A 19,064-nucleotide genomic window follows, 5' to 3' on the forward strand; every position below is an offset into this window, starting at 1 on the left:
ACCTTCCACTTTTTATGAAGTGATTCCCTTAAAAACAACTTCAGCAGGTCCAGTCATGTACACATGATTGTCAGCTTCATTCCACTCAATGTGGAGATCCCCACCCTTGAGGCTGATGACGGCTGTACGATCTGTATGTCCATTCAGGACAGAGGATACCAGTGTCGCACAAGCTCCGGTTCCACAAGCAAGTGTTGGACCCGCTCCGCGTTCCCATACACGCATGTCCACATATCCACGGTCACGGACTGTGGCGAATTCCACATTGATTTTTTTCGGGAACATCGGATGTACTTCAAGAAGTGGGCCCCAAGTTGTGAGGTCAAAATTCACAGCGTCATCGACATAGATAACCGCATGCGGGTTACCCATGGATACGGCAGTGAATTTGAACGCATGTCCATTTGCTTCAATGTAGTGATCAACCACTGGGTTGGCATCCACCGTTGTAGGCACTTGAAGACCGTTCAGGATCGGCTCACCCATGTCGACACGTACCGTTTCCACTTTACCATCACGAATGTTGAGACTCACAGGTTGTACCCCTGCACCAATCGTTTCAATGGTGATCTGCTCCTGGTTCACGTGACCGTGATCGTATACATATTTGGATACACAGCGAATGGCATTACCGCACTGCTCTGCTTCCGAACCGTCCGAATTCATGATACGCATCTGAAAGTCCGCCTTCTCCGAAGGCAGTATATAAACCAGGCCGTCCGCACCGATGCCAAAGAAACGGTTGCACCATTTCACAGCCAATTCTGCTGCATCTGCCGGAAGCTCCTTTTCACCAAATACAACGATAAAATCGTTACCAAGTCCATGCATTTTCGTAAATTCCATAATCTTGCCCACTCCTTTTGGCAGTCTGCTGCCAAAGCTATATTCTTGCTCTTCTACAGGATTACCATAGAAATTCATATTCAACATTTACACAAAAAAAGCTATCCTGCAAAAATGCCAAAGCTTCCGCTTTGAATCATTTTGAGGATAGCATAACGAAATAGGTCAGGAAAAGGTATTGATTTTATGCCGAAAACTTTGTACTTTTCGGTACGAAGCGGCCAGAACCACCCATACGGCGGCGGTTACGACGACCACCCCACACGCTGCCTGCGCCCATAAGGAACGTTGGAATGCCCGCAGCAACGATACAGATCGCCCATTCACGCAATCCCAAAGGTACGGTTTTGAAGATCGGCTGCAGCGGCTCAACGTACATGACAATTAACATCAGTACAACCGATGAAATAACGGCAAGAACCAGATATTTGTTCTGTAGTGGATTGCGGTGGAAGATGGACCGTGAACTACGGCAATCAAAAACATGGATAAGTTGCGCCAAAACGAGTGTAGCAAAAGCTACAGACTGTGCCTTGATGAGTTGACCCGGATTATCCGGTGCAGCCTGTAAGGTAAGCCAGAACGCTCCGAGTGTGCATAATCCAATCAACACACCCCTGCTGACGATTTTCCAACCCAGTCTGCGGGCAAAAATGTTTTCCTTGGCTCCACGGGGTTTGTGTTCCATCAAATCTTTCTCCGGCTGGTCTACCCCGAGCGCCATTGCAGGCAAACCATCTGTTACGAGGTTAACCCACAGAATCTGAATAGGTACGAGTGGTAGCGGCAGGCCCATCATCATTGCAAAGAACATTGTCAATATTTCGCCCACGTTCGATGCCAGCAAATAACGGATAAACTTGCGAATGTTCTCATAAATATTACGGCCTTCTTCAATGGCAGCCACAATGGTTGAGAAGTTATCATCACTCAGAATGAGCGCCGAAGCTTCCTTCGTGACATCTGTACCCGTAATACCCATCGCGATCCCGATGTCTGCTGCTTTAATGGCTGGAGCATCATTGACTCCATCACCCGTCATCGCGACGACATGCCCTTTGCGCTGCAACGATTTTACGATGCGAAGCTTGTGTTCAGGACTTACCCTTGAGAACACATATATGCCCTCTACCTGTTTATCCAGTTGCTCGTCTGTCATGCCTGCCAGCTGCTGACCACTTAACGAGGCACCTCCACGTGGAAGAATCCCGAGTTGATGAGCAATGGCTTCTGCCGTTGTTCCATGATCACCTGTGATCATGACGGTACGAATACCCGCTTTGCGGCATGTGGCAATCGCATCTCTCACTTCACGACGCGGTGGATCAATCATACCTGCAAGTCCTACGAAGACAAGTTGACTTTCGGCAGCGTGTTCGTCAGCCACTTTTTCTTCCGGCCGTACTTCACGATAGGCCATTCCGAGGACACGCAGTGCCGCTCCAGCCATGCTCTCGTTGGCTGCCATGACTTTCTGTCGCAGTGTTCCAGTGAAAGGCACGACCTTTCCTTCCCACAAAATATAACTGCAGTGTCCGATCAACACATCCGGTGCACCTTTAGTGTAGATCATTCGGCCTCCCTGATGATGAACCAGGACCGACATGCGTTTTCGCTCCGAATCAAACGGGAATTCCTGCTGGCGGGCATACAACTCTTTGAGTCCGGCAGGAGTAAGCCCCATTTTGGAGGCCAGTGTGACGAGTGCCCCTTCCGTCGGATCACCTTTCAGCTCCCAGAGTACATTATCTCGTTGAACGGTTTCTTCTTGAAGATCACCCTTTTTCGTGTTTTTCTTGCTGTCCTTTTTGTTATCCTTGCCCTTTTTCTTGCTCCCCACCTCGCTTGCAACACTTTCCACAATACTCGCATTGTTGCAAAGCGCACTAATCTGAAGCATTCTGCGCAGGGACTGGTCACTCTTCAGTTCCACCATGCGACCGTTCTCCAGCATCTGTCCTTCAGGTGTGTAACCATCCCCGGTAACCTTGATGTTACGTCCCTCCAGCCACACATCCGTTACTGTCATCTTGTTCTGGGTGAGCGTACCTGTCTTATCCGAACAGATTACAGATGCACAGCCCAGAGTTTCGACGGAAGGCAGTTTGCGTACAATGGCCTTACGTTTGATCATACGCTGTACGCCTAGTGCGAGTGCAATGGTTACAATGGCCGGCAGACCCTCCGGTATGGCAGCCACCGCGAGGCTGACCCCAGCCAGAAACATGCCAACGGCTGGTTGTCCGTGCAATATCCCTGCGACGACAACCATTATGGTTAATCCCAATGCAACAAAAATCAGAATTTTGCCCAATTGCTCCAGCCTGTGCTGCAAAGGTGTTTCTTGCTCCTCCGTATTTTGGATCAGATCGGCGATTTTGCCCATCTCCGTCTCCATCCCTGTACGAATGACCACACCTTTGGCTGTGCCACGAGTGACCATGGTACCCATAAAACCAATATTCTTCTGATCACCCAGCGGAACGTCCTCGTCCGCAATCGGCAAGCAATGTTTGCTTACAGGAACAGATTCCCCGGTAAGTGCCGACTCCTCGACATCCAGACTGTTCGTTTGCAGCCAGCGCACATCGGCGGGTATACGATCCCCACTCTCCACCATGACAATATCCCCCGGGACAAGCTGTTTGGCGGCAAGGTGTACTTCCTGGCCTGAACGAAGCACTTTGGCAAGAGGTGCAGACAACTGTTTCAATGCACGAAGAGATCGTTCAGCCCTGAATTCCTGTACAAACCCCAGAATTGCATTCAGTACGATAATAGCCACAATCGTTACTGCATCCAGATACTCACCCAGTAATCCGGATACCAACGTTGCTCCCATCAACACCAGCACCATAAAATCCTTGAACTGATTCAAGAGCAATGTAATTGGAGAAATGCGTTTCCCCTCGCTCAGTTCATTCGAACCGACCACTTTCCTCTTCTCTGCTACAGCTTCATCCGTCAATCCTTCCTGCGGGCTGACGCCAAGAGTGTTACGAAGCTCTTCATCACTAAGTTGATGCCACTTGGTATGTTCCATGCTTCAAGTTTCCCTCCCAGTCTGTATTTCATCTGCAAAATAAGCTCACATGACTCACCGGCGCGCTGGTCGACAGGCTGTACACTATGCCGGACAAACTACCTGCTCTATATGTATTCGGACAGGTCTGTGATTAGCACCCGGAAGGTGAATCCTTTCCCTGATGGACAGAATAGGCTAAAATAAAAGTCTGCGATGTTCTGCGCAGTACCAATTCAAGCGTTCAACAGGCAAGCAACGAAGAATCTGTAGCCAGTCCTTGTTTTTTTACATACCTGGTTGCACGGTTTCAGTTATATAGATGAAGCATTTGGCATGATAAATGCAGATGCTCGATAGAGAGAGGAAGTGGAAAAAATGGCATTGGACGGCATTGTAACACGGGCCATTGTTCATGAACTGCAAGGCTGCATTGGTGGACGTATCAGCAAGATCCATCAGCCGAATGGCCATGACGTAGTTCTCACCCTGCGTGCTCAGCGCGGAAATAGTAAATTGCTTGTTTCGGCAAGCCCGACATATCCCCGTGTGCATTATACGGAAAAGACATTCCTTAACCCTACGGAAGCACCCATGTTCTGCATGTTGCTCCGTAAGCACTGTGAAGGTGCAATCATTGAGGAGATCCGTCAGATTGGCATGGAGCGTATTATCCACATCAATGTGCGCCAGCGCGACGAACTGGGAGATGTTTCGGTTAAACGGATCATCATTGAATTGATGGGGCGTCACAGTAACATTATTTTGCTTGATCCCGTTACAGAAACGATTCTGGATGGCATTCATCATGTGACTCCTTCCATCAGCAGCTACCGGGTAATCATGCCCGGATTCGCGTATACCGCCCCACCCGAGCAACATAAAAGTAATCCGCTCGAAGTGAGTCGTACAGCATTCGAGGACAGCTATCATGCGGCTGAGGAAGAGGCATCACGCTGGCTTGTGAATTCCTTTAGCGGTCTTAGCCCGTTAATTGCGGGAGAGATTGCTGCTCGTGGGATTGCTGCTGAAGGCATCGTGAGCACTCCAGATGTGGTTGAGGGTGAGAGCCGAGTTGAGTCTGGTGCACTCTGGGACGCTTTTGAAGCCGTGATGGGACCTGTCAGAGATCATGTCTACACGCCTGTAACCGGAATGAACGCCAAAGGCAAAATGATTTTCTCGGCCGTTCATCTTCAGAGCATTCAGGACTTGGAGAAAACCTATGACACGATGAGCAAGTGCATGGAAGATTATTACGGAGACAAGGCTGAACGGGACACGGTTAAACAGAGAGTAAGTGATCTGCTCCGTTTTCTACAGAATGAGCGAAGCAAGAACATCAAAAAGCTGGATAACCTGAACAAGGATCTGCTCGAAGCCGACGATGCGGACAAGTTCAGACTATGGGGTGAGTTGCTGTTCGCCTCCCTGCATCAGGTCCACAAAGGGGACAAGAGCGTGGAGCTTGTGAACTTCTATGATGAAGACCAAGCCAACATTACCATTCAACTTGATCCGCTGCTTACACCGTCTGACAACGCACAACGTTATTTCAAGCGTTATAACAAATACAAGAACAGTCTGGCTGTCATTCATGAGCAGCTTGGCAAAACCAAAGACGAGATTGACTATCTCGATAACCTGTTGCAGCAGCTGTCCATTGCATCGATGAACGATATTGAGGAAATACGCGATGAGCTTGTGCAACAGGGATACCTTCGTGACCGTAACAAGAAGGGTAAAAAGAAGAAGAAAAGCGACCGTCCGACCGTACACCAATTCACCTCCTCCGAGGGGATTGATATTCTTGTGGGCAAAAACAACCTGCAAAATGAGTATGTGACCAACCGTCTCGCTTCTTCCAACGACACTTGGCTGCATACCAAAGACATTCCAGGTTCACATGTGGTCATTCGCAGTACTGACTTTGGTGAAGCTACATTGGAAGAAGCGGCACAGCTTGCTGCGTATTTCAGCCAAGCCAAGGAATCAAGCAGTGTGCCTGTGGATTACACGTTTATCCGTCATGTACGCAAACCAAGTGGTGCGAAGCCGGGTTTTGTCATCTATGATCACCAGAAGACCTTGTTTGTCACGCCAAATGATGAATTGATCAAGAGTCTGCCATCCACCATTAAAAATGGATAGTATATATAAGTTGAACTAAAGATTATTTACACTGACACTACGATGACAGAACAACCTTCCAATCGCTGTAATCCCCAGATTTTTTTGATCCCCTTTTTCAAGGGAAAATCCGGGGATAAAGGCGAACGCTCCGCTTTTTCAGGTTTTTTCTGTCCTCTCCGTTATCGTGTAAATGATTAGTTCAACTTATATAGATGTAACAGTAACAATAGAAAAATCCCCTAACCATTAACGGTTCAGGGGATTTTTGTTATTGCATTAGTTGTTTGAGTGATAGGTGAAGCTCAGCTTATTTATCATTTTATTGAATATTAATTCGTTTATATGTATAATAATTCAATTCTAAGAAATATAAATTACTGTTAAGGAAGTGTATCATGACGATACATATCAGAGAAACTCAACCTGATGATCTGAAACCCCTGATGGCATTAATGCATGACTATGTGGTGGGATTCTACAACAACCCCTGGCCAAGTGATCAATCCATCCAGCTTCTGATCAACAACCTGCTTAATCAGCAGATCGGTGCGCAATTCGTGGCAGAAGAAGACGGGAAGCTTATCGGATTTTCCACCCTGTTCTTTACATACAGCACGATGAAAGCAGAGCGTGTTGCCATTATGAATGACCTATTCGTTACGGAAACATTCAGAGAAGGCGAAGCAGAAGCCAAATTATTTGCACACTGTCAGCAATATACGCGTGACCATGGATGTGCATATATGTCTTGGATCACAGCAGTGACCAATGGGCGAGCACAGCAATTATTCGAACGTCTCGGGGCTACACGTGGCGATTGGGTAAACTATTCGATCACGTAGACTCTTTTTAACAAAAAAAGGACATGAATACATGTAGGTTTAGCCTACTATGTTTCCATGTCCTATGCTCTTCCTACCTTAGAATGTACCTCTATAAACAACAAAAAACTCATAGCCCTATAAAGTGTTAACCTGTCTAGATTAGACTACCTCTTGCTGTTTGCAGCCGCCTGCAATCTTTTCAACACATCAACCGCTACCGTCTTGCTACCGAGATCCCCGTGGAAAACAACACCTTGCCGTTCGCCATGATAATCAGATCCACCTGTTTCAATGAGTTCGTATTCCTTGGCCAGCTCACCATACCTGCGTTCCTCTTCCGGGCCATGGTCCGAATGAAACACCTCAATGCCATCTGGACGAGAGTCTTCGATGATACGTCGCACCAATTCATCATCATTATAGAGACCCGGATGGGCAATCACAGCGGCTCCACCTGCGGCTCTGATCCACTCGCACGCATCCTCTGGTGCAACGCGGGGTACAGATACGAAGCCTGGCTTGCCTTCAGCAAGATACCGATCGAATGCATCCCGCATGTCAACAACGTATCCCTTCTTCACCAGCACATCGGCCATATGAGGTCTTCCAATACTCTCATCCGGCTCTAACGGTCGTCCCAGCTCATCCAGTACCTCCTGCCAGCTTATATCAAGCCCAAGTTCTTGGAGCTTGGCGATAATCAGATGATTGCGCTCATCTCGCGCTTCTCGTAATCCGCGCAACCGTTGCAGGAACTGCTCATCCTCTGTATTCACATAATACCCAAGCACATGAATATCTTTCCCACCAGCCCGAGTGCTGATCTCCACTCCGGCAACAACATCAATATCGTACTCTTTTCCCGCTTGTTGTGCTTCCGCTACACCGGCTACTGTATCATGGTCTGTTAGGGCAACCGCAGATAGTCCTTTTTGTTTGGCAAGCTTCACATTATCAGCAGGTGGCTGCATTCCATCTGAAGCCTGACTATGCGTATGAAGATCACAGCGTCCTTGGCGTTGATCCATGTACAACACCTCCTTTGTGTAAGTCATTTGGATTAAATCTCATCTATCATTGAGTTTCCGGCTATTATGCCTTCCCTGTCTTGTGTACCGACTTAGGCTGCTCCTGTTGGCGCAGATAATTCAGGAAAGCGACTGCTGACAGGGGCAACAAGGACGATTTTAGATGGATGGCATAGAACTGCCTTTTGAATTCGAGTCCGCGGATATCCACAATATGAACAAGTCCCAGAGCCAGTTCATGCTGCACCGAAGAAGGAGATAACATCGTAATGCCTACCCCTGCCTCCACGGCCGATTTTACCGCTCCTGTACTGCCAAGTTCCATCACCACATTCATATCCTGTGGATCAATCTTTTTCTTTTGCAATTGGTCTTCCATCACCTGACGAGTACCCGAGCCCTTCTCACGCAACACAAAAGGATAATTCATTACATCCTCAATATTCACTTTGCTGCGCTTAGCCAAATCATGCCCGGCAGGTACAATCAGTTTCAGCTCGTCCTGCATGACAGGCTCTACAATCATGTCCGGGTGGTTCACTGGCGCTTCAATCAGACCAAAATTAAGCTGGTGCTTCAATATATCATCCATAATTTGCGTTGTATTCATCACTTTCATGACGATGGAAATATCCGGATATTGAAGTGCAAATGGTCCGAGCATGCGTGGAAGCACATATTCCCCGATCGTTAAACTGGCTCCCAACTGGAGTCGGCCCTGTAACATCTGGGTAAACGCCGACATCGCTTCGTCCGTCTGTCTGACCAGCTCTACACTCCGTTTCGCATGAGGTAATAACGTCCGGCCCGCCTCGGATAATTCTATTTTTTTGGTGGAACGATGCAGTAACTTGGTGCCAAAATAGTCTTCCAATGATTGAATCTGCATCGTTACTGCAGGTTGAGTCATATGTAATGCTTGTGCAGCAGCTGAGAAACTCCCCTTCTCTGCTACCGTATAAAAAATATGCAATTGGTGAAAATTCATATCTTCGCCCCTCTTCGATTACACTCTCTACATTGTAGCCGATTTCCCGCTTGGCAACAAAAAAAGCATGCAGCTTGTCTGCATGCGATAATACTTGAATCTATGAGTTCAACATATTGAATCTACTCCAACTTACTTATGCTTGCGGCTATTTTTGACCAACGTCATTCTTCTTGAATGTCTTAACCATGAATAATATGACTTCAGGTCCCTCAATTCAATGGTCTCCGACATACGTCCCAGAAACGTAACTACAATCATTTTGTGCAGCGGGTTGCCCGCGATATCATATTCTCCTTCAAGTTCGGAAAATTCGGCGACCACCACCAGATCCTCATCAATCAGGTAGACGTCCTGTTCATTACGGTAGTATGGTGTTATACGGTCTTGCTTCAGACACTCCCATAACCACGCCGCAATATGGTCATCATCACTACGTGCAGGCTCAATACGGTCTGCATACCGCATCTTGGCATGATGGGTAATGACGATGTCGGCCACTTTCTTGTCTCCAAGAGCCACGAAAAACGGCTCGTAGGTGCTCCAACGTTGCATCACCTTATCACGCATGGGAATCACTCTCCACCAGATAGGACTTTCTATCTATTTATTACCAAATATATTACAACATTAGTCCCGTAACCTCAAGGCGTAAGTTTAACTTTTTTTCATAAGAGTCCATTTGTGCATAATTCAAGAAAAGAGCGACCCCAAAGGGTCCCTCCAGTTTCTCTTCTATATTCCGTAAAAGCTCGTTTTGTCCATCGTTTTGCTGGCATACTCGGTTTTGATCTCATTACGATACGAGCGTTCGATCTTGCGCACATAGGAAAGTCGCTTCACATTTTTCATCGTATCATCTGCCCGTTCTGCATTAACATACATGACTACATAATGCATACGGCGGGAGATATAATGCACGGTGCCATATTTTTCGAGATTACGGGCAGCCTTCAAATCACTGACCCAAATAATGAATCCTGTCCTTTCCGCAAACATCATCGTTCCCCGCCCTTCTATAATGATTACTTAACTGCAACCACACTTGCCGCCACTACCGCAGCCGCCCTTCGGATTCGGGTCATTGCTCGGTACCTTAATGGTCGTTGACACTGCAAATGCAATGGTCTCTGACATCTGGAATAACATATCATCCAGGGACTTCTCTGCCTGTTTGAAGCGGATTACCGCCTCAAAATTTTCCAACTCCTGTTCCAGAGCCTTCACCTGGTCTTTTGCTGCATGATAATCCGGGTGAAAATGACCGAAACGTTGTGTTTCTTCAAACAATTCCTTCTTGGCATTCAGCTTCCGAATCCCCATCTGAATCTCAGGGGTAGTCTCGACTTGCTGCTTCCAATATAAATAATCCGATACTTCGGCAGATTGGTTAATCATGTCGCCCAGTTCATATGCGCCCGTTAACACTTGGGCCATATCGACCGTGTTCATTTCCGCTACGCTCATGAAATATTCATCCTATCTATATATAAAGTTCTACTTAACGTAGACTACCTCATCATAGCATATCCATGAATAGTTAAGAAGAGTTTTTCCTGCAATTAGAAATAGGGGGAACTCGAAAATTCGCCTTTCAACCTGATATTCACGTGAAATAGTCAGGTTATGACATCATCTGGCAGGATAAGACGCATTGTATCCCACTCTGGCGGGGAGAATGTACGCCATTCCGTCTCTGATGTATTTTCACTTGAATCCAGCATGCACCAACCACTTAAAGTCCATTGTTCATGACCCTCTACCTGATGTGGAATGAGGTATTGCGTACGATTTTCCTGTTGTATCCCCAGCTTGGTCTGCCACTCAATGGCTTTGGTAGCAATCTGTCGCGCTGTTGAACTATGATATCGACGCCACTCCCTGTACCAGGTCTCCGGTATCTCCTCAAATCCCAACAGAGAGAACTTCTTCTCAATGAAAGAATGATCACGCTCCAACCCATGCAGAAATGCAGGGACATCAACCAGACCTTGATTATCCGATGTGTAGAAAGAAGAATATACATCGCTCAACATATCCTTTTCTAATAACTTCGGATCATCTGCAGAGCCTGTACTTGCCTCCATTACCTTCATATTCCGATCTACAGTCAACGGTGTAGCACCCGTCCCCTTTCCCCAATCTGCTAACGCAATCCGTACATTCTCCGGTATGCCTGTCAGAGCATATTGATCCAGAAACTCCATCACTTCATGTAGTCCATACCCTCTGGCAATGGCCGAAATGAATCGTTCTCTTGTCAAACGGTAGATGGACATTTGATCACGTGTCACCCGTTCTGCGTATTGCTCCAGCATCCAGATCACATCAGGCCTTGCTTCCGGCGGTACCAACATTTCGAAATCTGGCTGCATGTAAAATCCACACGGCTCCGTCTCACTTACCATCTCTTGTTCCCGATTTAACAGGCTCTGCGGTTCGATCAGCCAGCGGAATGCCAGCGCTCCCGATTGATCTTCTCCTACTTCACCATAACCCCAGCCAGCCAGTGCACAGAGCCAGCCCCTGACCCGTGGTTTCAATTCCGAATTCTCTATATGGCACCATATGTTTTTTTCTGGAGCAAACACTGCCAATTGATAACGGAAATGCTGCAACGCGGGTTCAGCTTCACCGTATCTTTCCATACACGCTTGATATATTTCCCGATGCATCTGTCTCCACGAAAGCTTCAACCATTTTTGTAATCGATGATCTACAATTTGAATTTGGCCATCTGACTTCTGAACGAGATTCAGACTGAGCAGTAGATCGAGAAGGATTGCTACGTGGGTCGGATACAAATCCGAATGTTCATATCGGATACCCAGACCTTCAAAGTCTGTCGAAGATAATACTGTGATCACACTTAATTTTTGAACACTTTTTTTATGTATAGTGCCTTTACCTGTCAAAGGAAGTCCTTCTCTTTCAATCCACGCGACCAAATGAAGTAACTCTGCAGCAATATCCGGCTTTCCCTCCTGTAGTACTTGAGCATGTTGTGTTATCTGTTCAACGGTTATGCCCACTCTTTGTGCGTAAGCACTCGTCAATGTCTCCAACAGTGAAGCAGGAATATAGAATAATTGCTCCCCCCAGCTCTTATATGCAGATTCAATCCATCTTTGTTGCCTAAGGTTGACGAATGAGGATTTGACTTCTGCGACACTTAGTCCTTCGATGGCCCACTGTTCTCGCGGCAGGAGGGAGGAAAAAGGCTGACCCGCATGTTTGTGAAAAATTGCACCAAGCACTTTTTGCTCCACCAAAGTAAGCTTTGACCATGAATCAAGGTTCAGTACCACAGGCTCATCTATTGGTTCAAATGAAGACATATCCCAATCCCTCCTCTTTTCGCGAGTATAAATGGACTATTCGTTCTCATGAACGATGGCATATTCATATCCCTGCTCCACCAAGAACATCTGACGGTTTAGTGCAAACTCTTGTTCCTTACTATCCTCCGATACCAACGCATAGAAATATGCTTTGTTTTCTCCAGCTTTTGGTCTCAGAATTCTCCCCAAACGTTGTGCCTCTTCCTGCCTTGACCCGAAACTCCCGGATATCTCAAGCGCAACAGCAGCATCTGGCAGATCCACAGCAAAATTGGCAACCTTGGATACCACAATCGTTTTAATCTCTCCTCGCCGAAAAGCGGCAAACCATTTGATTCGCTCTTGCTGTGACATGGTTCCCGAGATCAGAGGTGCTTCAATTTCCCGGGCAATCAACTCTAACTGATCCAGATATTGTCCAATCACTAGTGCAGGCAAATCCCGATGACGTTCCAGCAAACGCTTGACTACACGTACTTTTGCCGGATTCTCGGCAGCCAATCGAAATTGGTGCTTAACCTCAGCTTGCAGATAATTCGATCTTAGTTCCGGGGAAAACGGGATACGTATCTCCTGACATTGTACATCAGCAATCCACCCTTGTTGCTCCAGTTGTTTCCACGGCATATCATAGAGCTTCGGACCAATCAGCGAGAAAACATCCTGTTCACAGCCATCCTCTCGAACCAATGTAGCCGTTAATCCCAGTCTTCGCGTAGCTTGAATATCCGCAGTTGCACGAAACACTGGTGCTGGCAGCAAATGTACTTCATCATATATGATCAGCCCCCATTGCCGCTCACTGAGCAGTTTGATGTGGGTAAAATCAGCATCCTTTGATTTCCGGTGTGTAAGAATCTGATATGTAGCTACAGTCACAGGTTTTACCTGTTTTTTCTGACCTGAATACTCACCAATCTGTTCGCTGGTAATCGTGGTTTTGTCTTGAATTTCCTGAATCCACTGTCGCACAGACGTTGTATTGGACGTTAAAATCAAGCATTCACATTGAAGCCGCTCCAGCACGGCCATACCAATGACCGTTTTGCCTGCCCCGCAAGGAAGTACGAGTAAACCACTTCCTCCCATGCCCTCACTGCCTTCGAATGCATCCACAGCCTCTCTCTGGTAAGAACGCAGCGCAAATTGCTCAGAGTGGTCCCCCGGACCATTGGTTCGCCATTGGAATGAAAGCTTGGTTCCCTCCCGATACCCCACGTAATCAAGTACGGGGTAACCTAACCTTGTTAATTCCCTTTTTAATAACCCTCGCTGTTCTCCTGGAAGCAGTAGTTCATGAGCGTCCTTGCGTTCCATGCGAAAGGCAGCTATCGTTTTCAATCCACTTAATTCATCCAGCAACCGCTCATCCTCACTGTAAAGACGCATTCTGGTGTGATCTGCTTCGGAATGCAGCCTTAATTTGCCATACTGATCCATGATTCTCCGAACATCCTGTATGAGTGCAGCAGGTACGTTCCAGCGGGATACCAGCTCCAAACTTGCGATGACCTGATCTGCATTCCATCCCAGCGCAGCCGCATTCCAGAGCGATAACGGAGTGATTCGGTAGGTATGAAACGCTGCCGGTGTCTTAACCAGTTCTGAATACATCCCAAGCTGCTCTCTTGCTCTTTCGAATCCGGGGTGGCCAACTTCCAGCAAAACTGTAAAATCTCGCTGAACGATACAAGCATCTGTCCTGACCATATGTTCTGTTCCTTCCATTTGGAGCCTTCCTCCTATCACAAAAAAAGTCCAGTTCCGGCAGCTTCCGAAAATGAACCTCTATAATTGCGAGTTCAAAAAGTCTGGTTTTCAGTACCGAGAAGATGGACTTTTTGAACAACATCTATAAAAATCCACAAAAAAACATCCTGCCCATACCTCGGTATGAACAGGATGCCCAACTGGCTATAAAGTCATTCGGCTGTGTAACCCTTAGCCATGGCGATAAATAATCTCACGGCTGTCTGCATCGCGTCTTCATCAAAATCAAACATCGGATGATGATGCGGATAGATCGCATTTTTATCCGGGTTGCCTGCTCCAACAAACATAAAGCACCCTGGAACCTTCTGCAGATAATACGCAAAATCTTCCGCTGGCATCAGCATTGGGGAAGCTTGCACTCGTTCTGCTCCAAATAATTCTGTAGCTTCTCTGAAGAAACGTGCTGTCTCCTGTTCATCGTTCACCACAGGCGGATATCCCATAATATATTTCACTTGCGTCTCTGCTCCATAAGCTGCCCCTGTTTGGGCTACCATGGTAAGCACACGCTCTTTCATCCCATTTCGGGTCTCTTCATCAAACGTTCTTACCGTACCGCTCATTTTGCATTGCTCTGCAATTACATTCTGAGCCGAGCCCGCCTGCATTGTACCAATGGTCAGCACCGCGGGTTGCAATGGATCAACCGAACGACTGACAACGGTCTGAAGCTGCATCACAAGCGCAGAACCCGCGATAAGACTATCTATCGTGGATTGTGGCATCCCGCCATGTCCACCTTTGCCTTTGATCTCAATGTAAAAATCGTCCGCCGCCGCCATCATCGGTCCTGCTTTACTGGCAACAACACCTACAGGCAGCGGGGTCCACAGATGAATGCCATATATGACATCCACGCCTTCAAGCGCACCATCCGCAATGACCTGAACTGCACCGCCCGGCAGCAGTTCTTCTGCTGGCTGGAACAAAAAGCGAATCTCGCCTTGGATCTCCTGCTTGTGACGGCTGAAATACAATGCCGTACCGAGCAAGATTGAGATATGACCATCGTGGCCGCATGCATGCATCGCCCCTGCTTGTTGTGATGCATACTCAATATTCTTCTCATCCTGAATTGGCAGTGCGTCCATGTCAGCTCGCAGCATGACGACAGGACCCGGCTTGTACCCACGAATGGTACCGATGACCCCGTGACCACCAACATGACGCCTCACTTCCACGCCAAAGCTCTCCAACATATCCGCTACAAAAGAGGATGTCTTCTCCTCATGAAAGGAAACCTCTGGATTGCGATGAAGGTGACGCCGCCATTCCACCATGTGGATCTGCAGATCTTCCCACCATATATTATTAGTCATGTCTCTCCACCCTTTCAATCTTAAACGGGACTTGGATCAAGCCCGAACCTTCCTCTTCAAACCTATTGCTGTATATTGTAGCAGAATTGGAAGAAAACCGATACGAAACGCCTTTGGAAAGCTTGCACGGGAAGGGGAAACATACTATCATGAACTAGAGAAATACTCGAGAAATTATACTCGGAAGCTTATGAGGAGGATCAAACGCTTATGATTTTTGAGAATACAGGCTTGGATGGCTTGAAAAGCGACTTGGCATACCTGGATGAGAGCGCCGAGAAAGTCGGATTTGTCCGGTGGCAATGGGAATATTACCGTGCTACATATGACTACAAAATTGAAGATGAACAAACCAACTCAGAATACTTTGTACGCATTAATACCCGCGCTGTGGAAGGCAAATTGGAAAAACCGGATACCGTTCTTGCTGTTGAAGCAGTATACCTTGGCAAAGCCACTTTCCCTCACGGCCTGGATTATGACTCTTCCGTTCCGCAACCAGTCGTGAAGCTGGCAGCCGAAAAATTACAGCAGCTCAAAGAACTGCTGGAAGCATAGGCTGGGCCAAACGATGAAACAACAAACGGCCCAAACGAAAACGAAGAGAGGCACGCCGGATTTTCAACTGCTAATCCTCACTTTATTGTTGGTGGGCTTTGGACTGGTGATGGTATTCAGCTCCAGTTCCAGCATTGCAATCGCAAGCGAAAGATTTAACAATGATGCCCTTTACTTCACGAAAAAACAACTTATGTGGGCGATTATCGGTCTATTTGGCATGTTTTTTGCCATGAATATCCGCTTCAACAAGTACAAAAAGCTCTATGCGCCCTTTTTCCTGCTTACTACGGTCATGCTGGTGATTGTTTTGATCTCAGGTGCAGTATTAAACGGTGCACGAAGCTGGATTCACATTTTTGGTTTCAGTCTTCAGCCTGCAGAGTTCGCGAAAATTGCTATCATTCTATACCTCTCTGCACTGATCACCAAAAAAGGTGAAGGCTTCAGGGTTTTCAAGACAGGGTATTTTCCCGTCCTGTTTATCGTTGGATTCATCGCAGGGCTGATTATGCTGCAACCAGACTTCGGTACCACCTTCATTCTGGTGTCCACCTGTGGTCTCTTGATCTATGCCGGTGGAGCCAGTATGAAACATATCCTGGGTTCGATTCTCTTGGTTGTACTCGGTGGGGCACTGGCGTTCGGAGCGAATTCCTTGTTTTCTTCCATGTCTCCTTCCGACACAACGACTGCTACAACAGCAGTCACTGCGGAGCAGAACTACAAAATCGGACGTATTCAGGCTTTCCTTGATCCAATGTCCGATATTAATGGCGGAAGTCTTAACCTCTACCGTTCTCTTGTTGCCATTGGTGATGGCGGCATGACAGGTTCCGGGATTGGACAAGGTACGATGAAGCTGCATTATTTGCCAAACGCGTATAATGACTTTATTTTCTCCGTAATCGGGGAAGAACTCGGATTCATCGGAAGTGCATTATTCCTGCTAGTTTACCTGTACTTCATCTGGCGCGGAATCATTGTCTCTCTTCGCTGTCCCGATCCGTTCGGAACACTGGTCGGCATAGGTATCATGGGACTGATCGCGATTCAGGCATTTATCAACATCGGTGGTGTAACTCAGACCATTCCGGTGACGGGGGTCACGCTTCCGTTTATAAGTTATGGAGGTACCTCACTCTTTGTGATGATGGTTGCCATGGGCATTCTGCTCAGTATCTCACGCACCAACAATCTGGACGTGATTAAGGAAGAGAAAACCAAGTCCGTGACTGTACAGACGCAGACTCGCACCTCTCCTGCTCTTCGTTCACGGGAGTCCATCCGTCGGATTCGATAAAAAAACAACTCAAAAAAGGCTGTGCACCCAATGGATGCGCAGCCTTTTTCTGTGTACTCGGTACAATTCTGTCTATCAAGATGAAGAACAGGTCAATATCGCTCTGTCCTCCATTGCGGATTGCGAATTCTACAGATCGTCGCCTTTGAAAGATACGCCTTCTACCTTTACATTGACTTCAACCACGCGTAATCCGGTCATGGTCTCTACCGCTTCTCTTACATTCTGCTGAAGCATACGGGAAACTTCATGAATCGGGGTTTCGTACAGGACGATGATGCGCAGGTCAATGGCTGCTTCCAGCTGGCCGACCTCAACGCTCACGCCTTTCTGTACGTTTTTACCGCTGAGTCGCTTCGCCCAGCCCTCTGACAATCCTCCAGACATTGCGGCAATTCCGGGTGTTTCCATTGCAGCCATTCCGGCAATTTTTGCAACCACGTCATCGGCAATCCGGATGTTTCCGCTCTCCAGTTGAAGTTGTTCTGCCATGCCACATCCTCCTTCACTTCGTTACTCGTATTTTAAATCCTTTCCACCCCAAAAAGCAAATTAAACTCAAAAAGATGCGTTTACAACCTACCACCATTTGGTTATATTGAAATATGAAAATAATCTCATAAGCGATTTACAGTGTAATTCAAAACAAAATAATTTATAACCGAGGTGTTTGTTGTGAGAAACCGGATTTCATCCATTTTGCTGATTGCATTCTTTGCACTCAGTGCCATCGCCCACTACTTGAAATGGGATTCGATTCTACAGTTCGTGATATCAGCCATTTCGGTTATTTTTGTGGCCGGTTTTTTAGGCAAAGCCACCGAAAATGTGGCCCACTATGCCGGACAGCGGCTGGGTGGATTCTTGAATGCCACCTTCGGCAATGCCGCCGAATTGATCATCGCCATTTTCCTCGTCAAAGAGGGACTGTTCGACATGGTCAAAGCAAGTCTGACAGGTTCCATCATCGGAAATCTGCTGTTAGTGCTCGGGTTAAGTATTTTTGCCGGAGGACTCAAGTTTAAAATTCAGAATTATAATGTTTCACTCGCAGGTCTGAATGGTTCTCTGATGATTGTTGCCATCATTGCCCTGTTTATTCCAGCAGTCTTTCTCAATACACATTCCATTACACAGAAAGACACCAATACACTTAGTCTCATCGTGGCCGGATTGCTCATTCTCGCGTATATTGCTTGGTTGTTATTCTCCATGGTGACGCATAAGAACTACCTTGCAGACGTCACTGAGGATCGCGATGAAGAGCTACCTCATGAGCATGCTCCGGCATGGTCCAAGAAAAAATCTATTCTCTATCTGGTGCTCGCAACAGTCATGGTTGCCTTTGTCAGTGAATGGCTGGTAGGCACGCTCGAAGTCTTCACTTCGGAATTTGGACTTAGCGAACTGTTTGTCGGTGCATTCCTTGTGGCCATCATCGGTAATGCGGCCGAACACAGTGCAGCCATCATGCTTGCCATGAAAAATAAAATCGGAGCAGCCGTCGAGATTGCGGTTGGCAGCAGCTTGCAGATCGCGCTCTTCGTCGCTCCTGTACTGATTTTTGTCAGCTACTTCACAGGTAGAACCATGGATATCGTATTTACAACGATTGAACTGGTCGCCATCGGCGTATCCGTATTTATTGCGAAGTCCATTACCCAAGATGGTTCAACGAATTGGTACGAAGGTTTACTCCTGCTCGTGGTATATATCATACTCGGTGTATCCTTCTTCTTGGTGTAACCAGGCCTTCACGTAGCGATATAAGTTGAACTAAAGAATATTTACACTGGACACTCCGATGACAGAACAACCTTCCGATCTAAACTATAAGAGGCAGCCCGAATATATATTCGGTGCTGTCTCTTTGCTTGTATACGCCTTCTGGCTGGCCATATCTCCATCCCCGTTCAGATGCACAAAAAA

The 19,064-nt window shown here is 47.1% G+C and carries 16 protein-coding genes; 5 read left to right on the forward strand and 11 right to left on the reverse strand.

Annotation, left to right across the window (positions count from 1 at the left end; translation table 11 throughout):
- Nucleotides 1-12: 12 nt before the first annotated feature.
- Nucleotides 13-846 (reverse strand): diaminopimelate epimerase, encoded by an 834-nt coding sequence (gene dapF / locus AC4E8D_RS20970; RefSeq protein WP_036614947.1) that lies wholly within the window; start codon nucleotides 844-846, stop codon nucleotides 13-15.
- A 184-nt stretch (nucleotides 847-1,030) separates the two neighbouring features.
- Nucleotides 1,031-3,889, reverse strand: a complete 2,859-nt coding sequence (locus AC4E8D_RS20975) for a calcium-translocating P-type ATPase, SERCA-type (protein WP_221825321.1) — start codon at nucleotides 3,887-3,889, stop codon at nucleotides 1,031-1,033.
- A gap of 357 nt (nucleotides 3,890-4,246) precedes the next feature.
- Between AC4E8D_RS20975 and AC4E8D_RS20980 the strand changes: the two genes are divergently transcribed.
- A complete protein-coding gene (locus tag AC4E8D_RS20980) occupies nucleotides 4,247-6,019 on the forward strand; it encodes an Rqc2 family fibronectin-binding protein (RefSeq protein WP_449005364.1) in 1,773 nt (590 codons plus the stop codon).
- A gap of 377 nt (nucleotides 6,020-6,396) precedes the next feature.
- Entirely contained in the window at nucleotides 6,397-6,843 is a 447-nt protein-coding gene (locus AC4E8D_RS20985; protein WP_490205183.1) for a GNAT family N-acetyltransferase, read from the forward strand.
- A gap of 146 nt (nucleotides 6,844-6,989) precedes the next feature.
- On the opposite strand, the gene AC4E8D_RS20990 is transcribed toward AC4E8D_RS20985, so the two are convergent.
- The 8 genes from AC4E8D_RS20990 to AC4E8D_RS21025 form a co-directional block, all read right to left on the reverse strand.
- Entirely contained in the window at nucleotides 6,990-7,853 is an 864-nt protein-coding gene (locus AC4E8D_RS20990) for a PHP domain-containing protein (RefSeq protein ID WP_490205184.1), read from the reverse strand.
- 64 nt (nucleotides 7,854-7,917) lie between these two features.
- On the reverse strand, nucleotides 7,918-8,841 hold the full coding sequence (locus AC4E8D_RS20995; protein ID WP_221825328.1) for a selenium metabolism-associated LysR family transcriptional regulator: 924 nt from the start codon (nucleotides 8,839-8,841) through the stop codon (nucleotides 7,918-7,920).
- 132 nt (nucleotides 8,842-8,973) lie between these two features.
- Nucleotides 8,974-9,411 (reverse strand): hypothetical protein, encoded by a 438-nt coding sequence (locus tag AC4E8D_RS21000; RefSeq protein ID WP_017687436.1) that lies wholly within the window; start codon nucleotides 9,409-9,411, stop codon nucleotides 8,974-8,976.
- A 165-nt stretch (nucleotides 9,412-9,576) separates the two neighbouring features.
- The gene (locus AC4E8D_RS21005) at nucleotides 9,577-9,840 is read right to left on the reverse strand and encodes a YlbG family protein (protein ID WP_026080981.1); all 264 of its coding nucleotides are present in this window, start codon (nucleotides 9,838-9,840) and stop codon (nucleotides 9,577-9,579) included.
- Between the two features lie 30 nt (nucleotides 9,841-9,870).
- A complete protein-coding gene (locus AC4E8D_RS21010) occupies nucleotides 9,871-10,308 on the reverse strand; it encodes a YlbF/YmcA family competence regulator (RefSeq protein ID WP_036614642.1) in 438 nt (145 codons plus the stop codon).
- A gap of 152 nt (nucleotides 10,309-10,460) precedes the next feature.
- The gene (locus AC4E8D_RS21015; RefSeq protein ID WP_490205185.1) at nucleotides 10,461-12,179 is read right to left on the reverse strand and encodes a helicase-associated domain-containing protein; all 1,719 of its coding nucleotides are present in this window, start codon (nucleotides 12,177-12,179) and stop codon (nucleotides 10,461-10,463) included.
- Nucleotides 12,180-12,215: 36 nt separating this feature from the next.
- Nucleotides 12,216-13,910: a DNA repair helicase XPB gene (locus AC4E8D_RS21020; protein WP_339177826.1), complete on the reverse strand. Its 1,695-nt coding sequence runs from the start codon at nucleotides 13,908-13,910 to the stop codon at nucleotides 12,216-12,218.
- Between the two features lie 194 nt (nucleotides 13,911-14,104).
- Nucleotides 14,105-15,274, reverse strand: a complete 1,170-nt coding sequence (locus tag AC4E8D_RS21025) for a M20 family metallopeptidase (RefSeq protein ID WP_490205186.1) — start codon at nucleotides 15,272-15,274, stop codon at nucleotides 14,105-14,107.
- A gap of 210 nt (nucleotides 15,275-15,484) precedes the next feature.
- Between AC4E8D_RS21025 and AC4E8D_RS21030 the strand changes: the two genes are divergently transcribed.
- Both AC4E8D_RS21030 and ftsW read left to right on the forward strand, forming a co-directional pair.
- The gene (locus tag AC4E8D_RS21030; RefSeq protein ID WP_074095774.1) at nucleotides 15,485-15,832 is read left to right on the forward strand and encodes a YugN family protein; all 348 of its coding nucleotides are present in this window, start codon (nucleotides 15,485-15,487) and stop codon (nucleotides 15,830-15,832) included.
- A gap of 13 nt (nucleotides 15,833-15,845) precedes the next feature.
- Nucleotides 15,846-17,135, forward strand: coding sequence for a putative lipid II flippase FtsW (ftsW, locus tag AC4E8D_RS21035; RefSeq protein WP_490205187.1), 1,290 nt, complete (start codon nucleotides 15,846-15,848; stop codon nucleotides 17,133-17,135).
- A gap of 129 nt (nucleotides 17,136-17,264) precedes the next feature.
- Here the strand turns inward: ftsW and AC4E8D_RS21040 are convergent, their stop codons facing one another.
- The gene (locus AC4E8D_RS21040; RefSeq protein ID WP_017687428.1) at nucleotides 17,265-17,627 is read right to left on the reverse strand and encodes an Asp23/Gls24 family envelope stress response protein; all 363 of its coding nucleotides are present in this window, start codon (nucleotides 17,625-17,627) and stop codon (nucleotides 17,265-17,267) included.
- 183 nt (nucleotides 17,628-17,810) lie between these two features.
- Between AC4E8D_RS21040 and cax the strand changes: the two genes are divergently transcribed.
- Nucleotides 17,811-18,881: a calcium/proton exchanger gene (gene cax, locus AC4E8D_RS21045; protein WP_036674882.1), complete on the forward strand. Its 1,071-nt coding sequence runs from the start codon at nucleotides 17,811-17,813 to the stop codon at nucleotides 18,879-18,881.
- Nucleotides 18,882-19,064 lie beyond the last annotated feature (183 nt).

The sequence above is a fragment of the Paenibacillus sp. SRL342 genome (assembly GCF_984798905.1).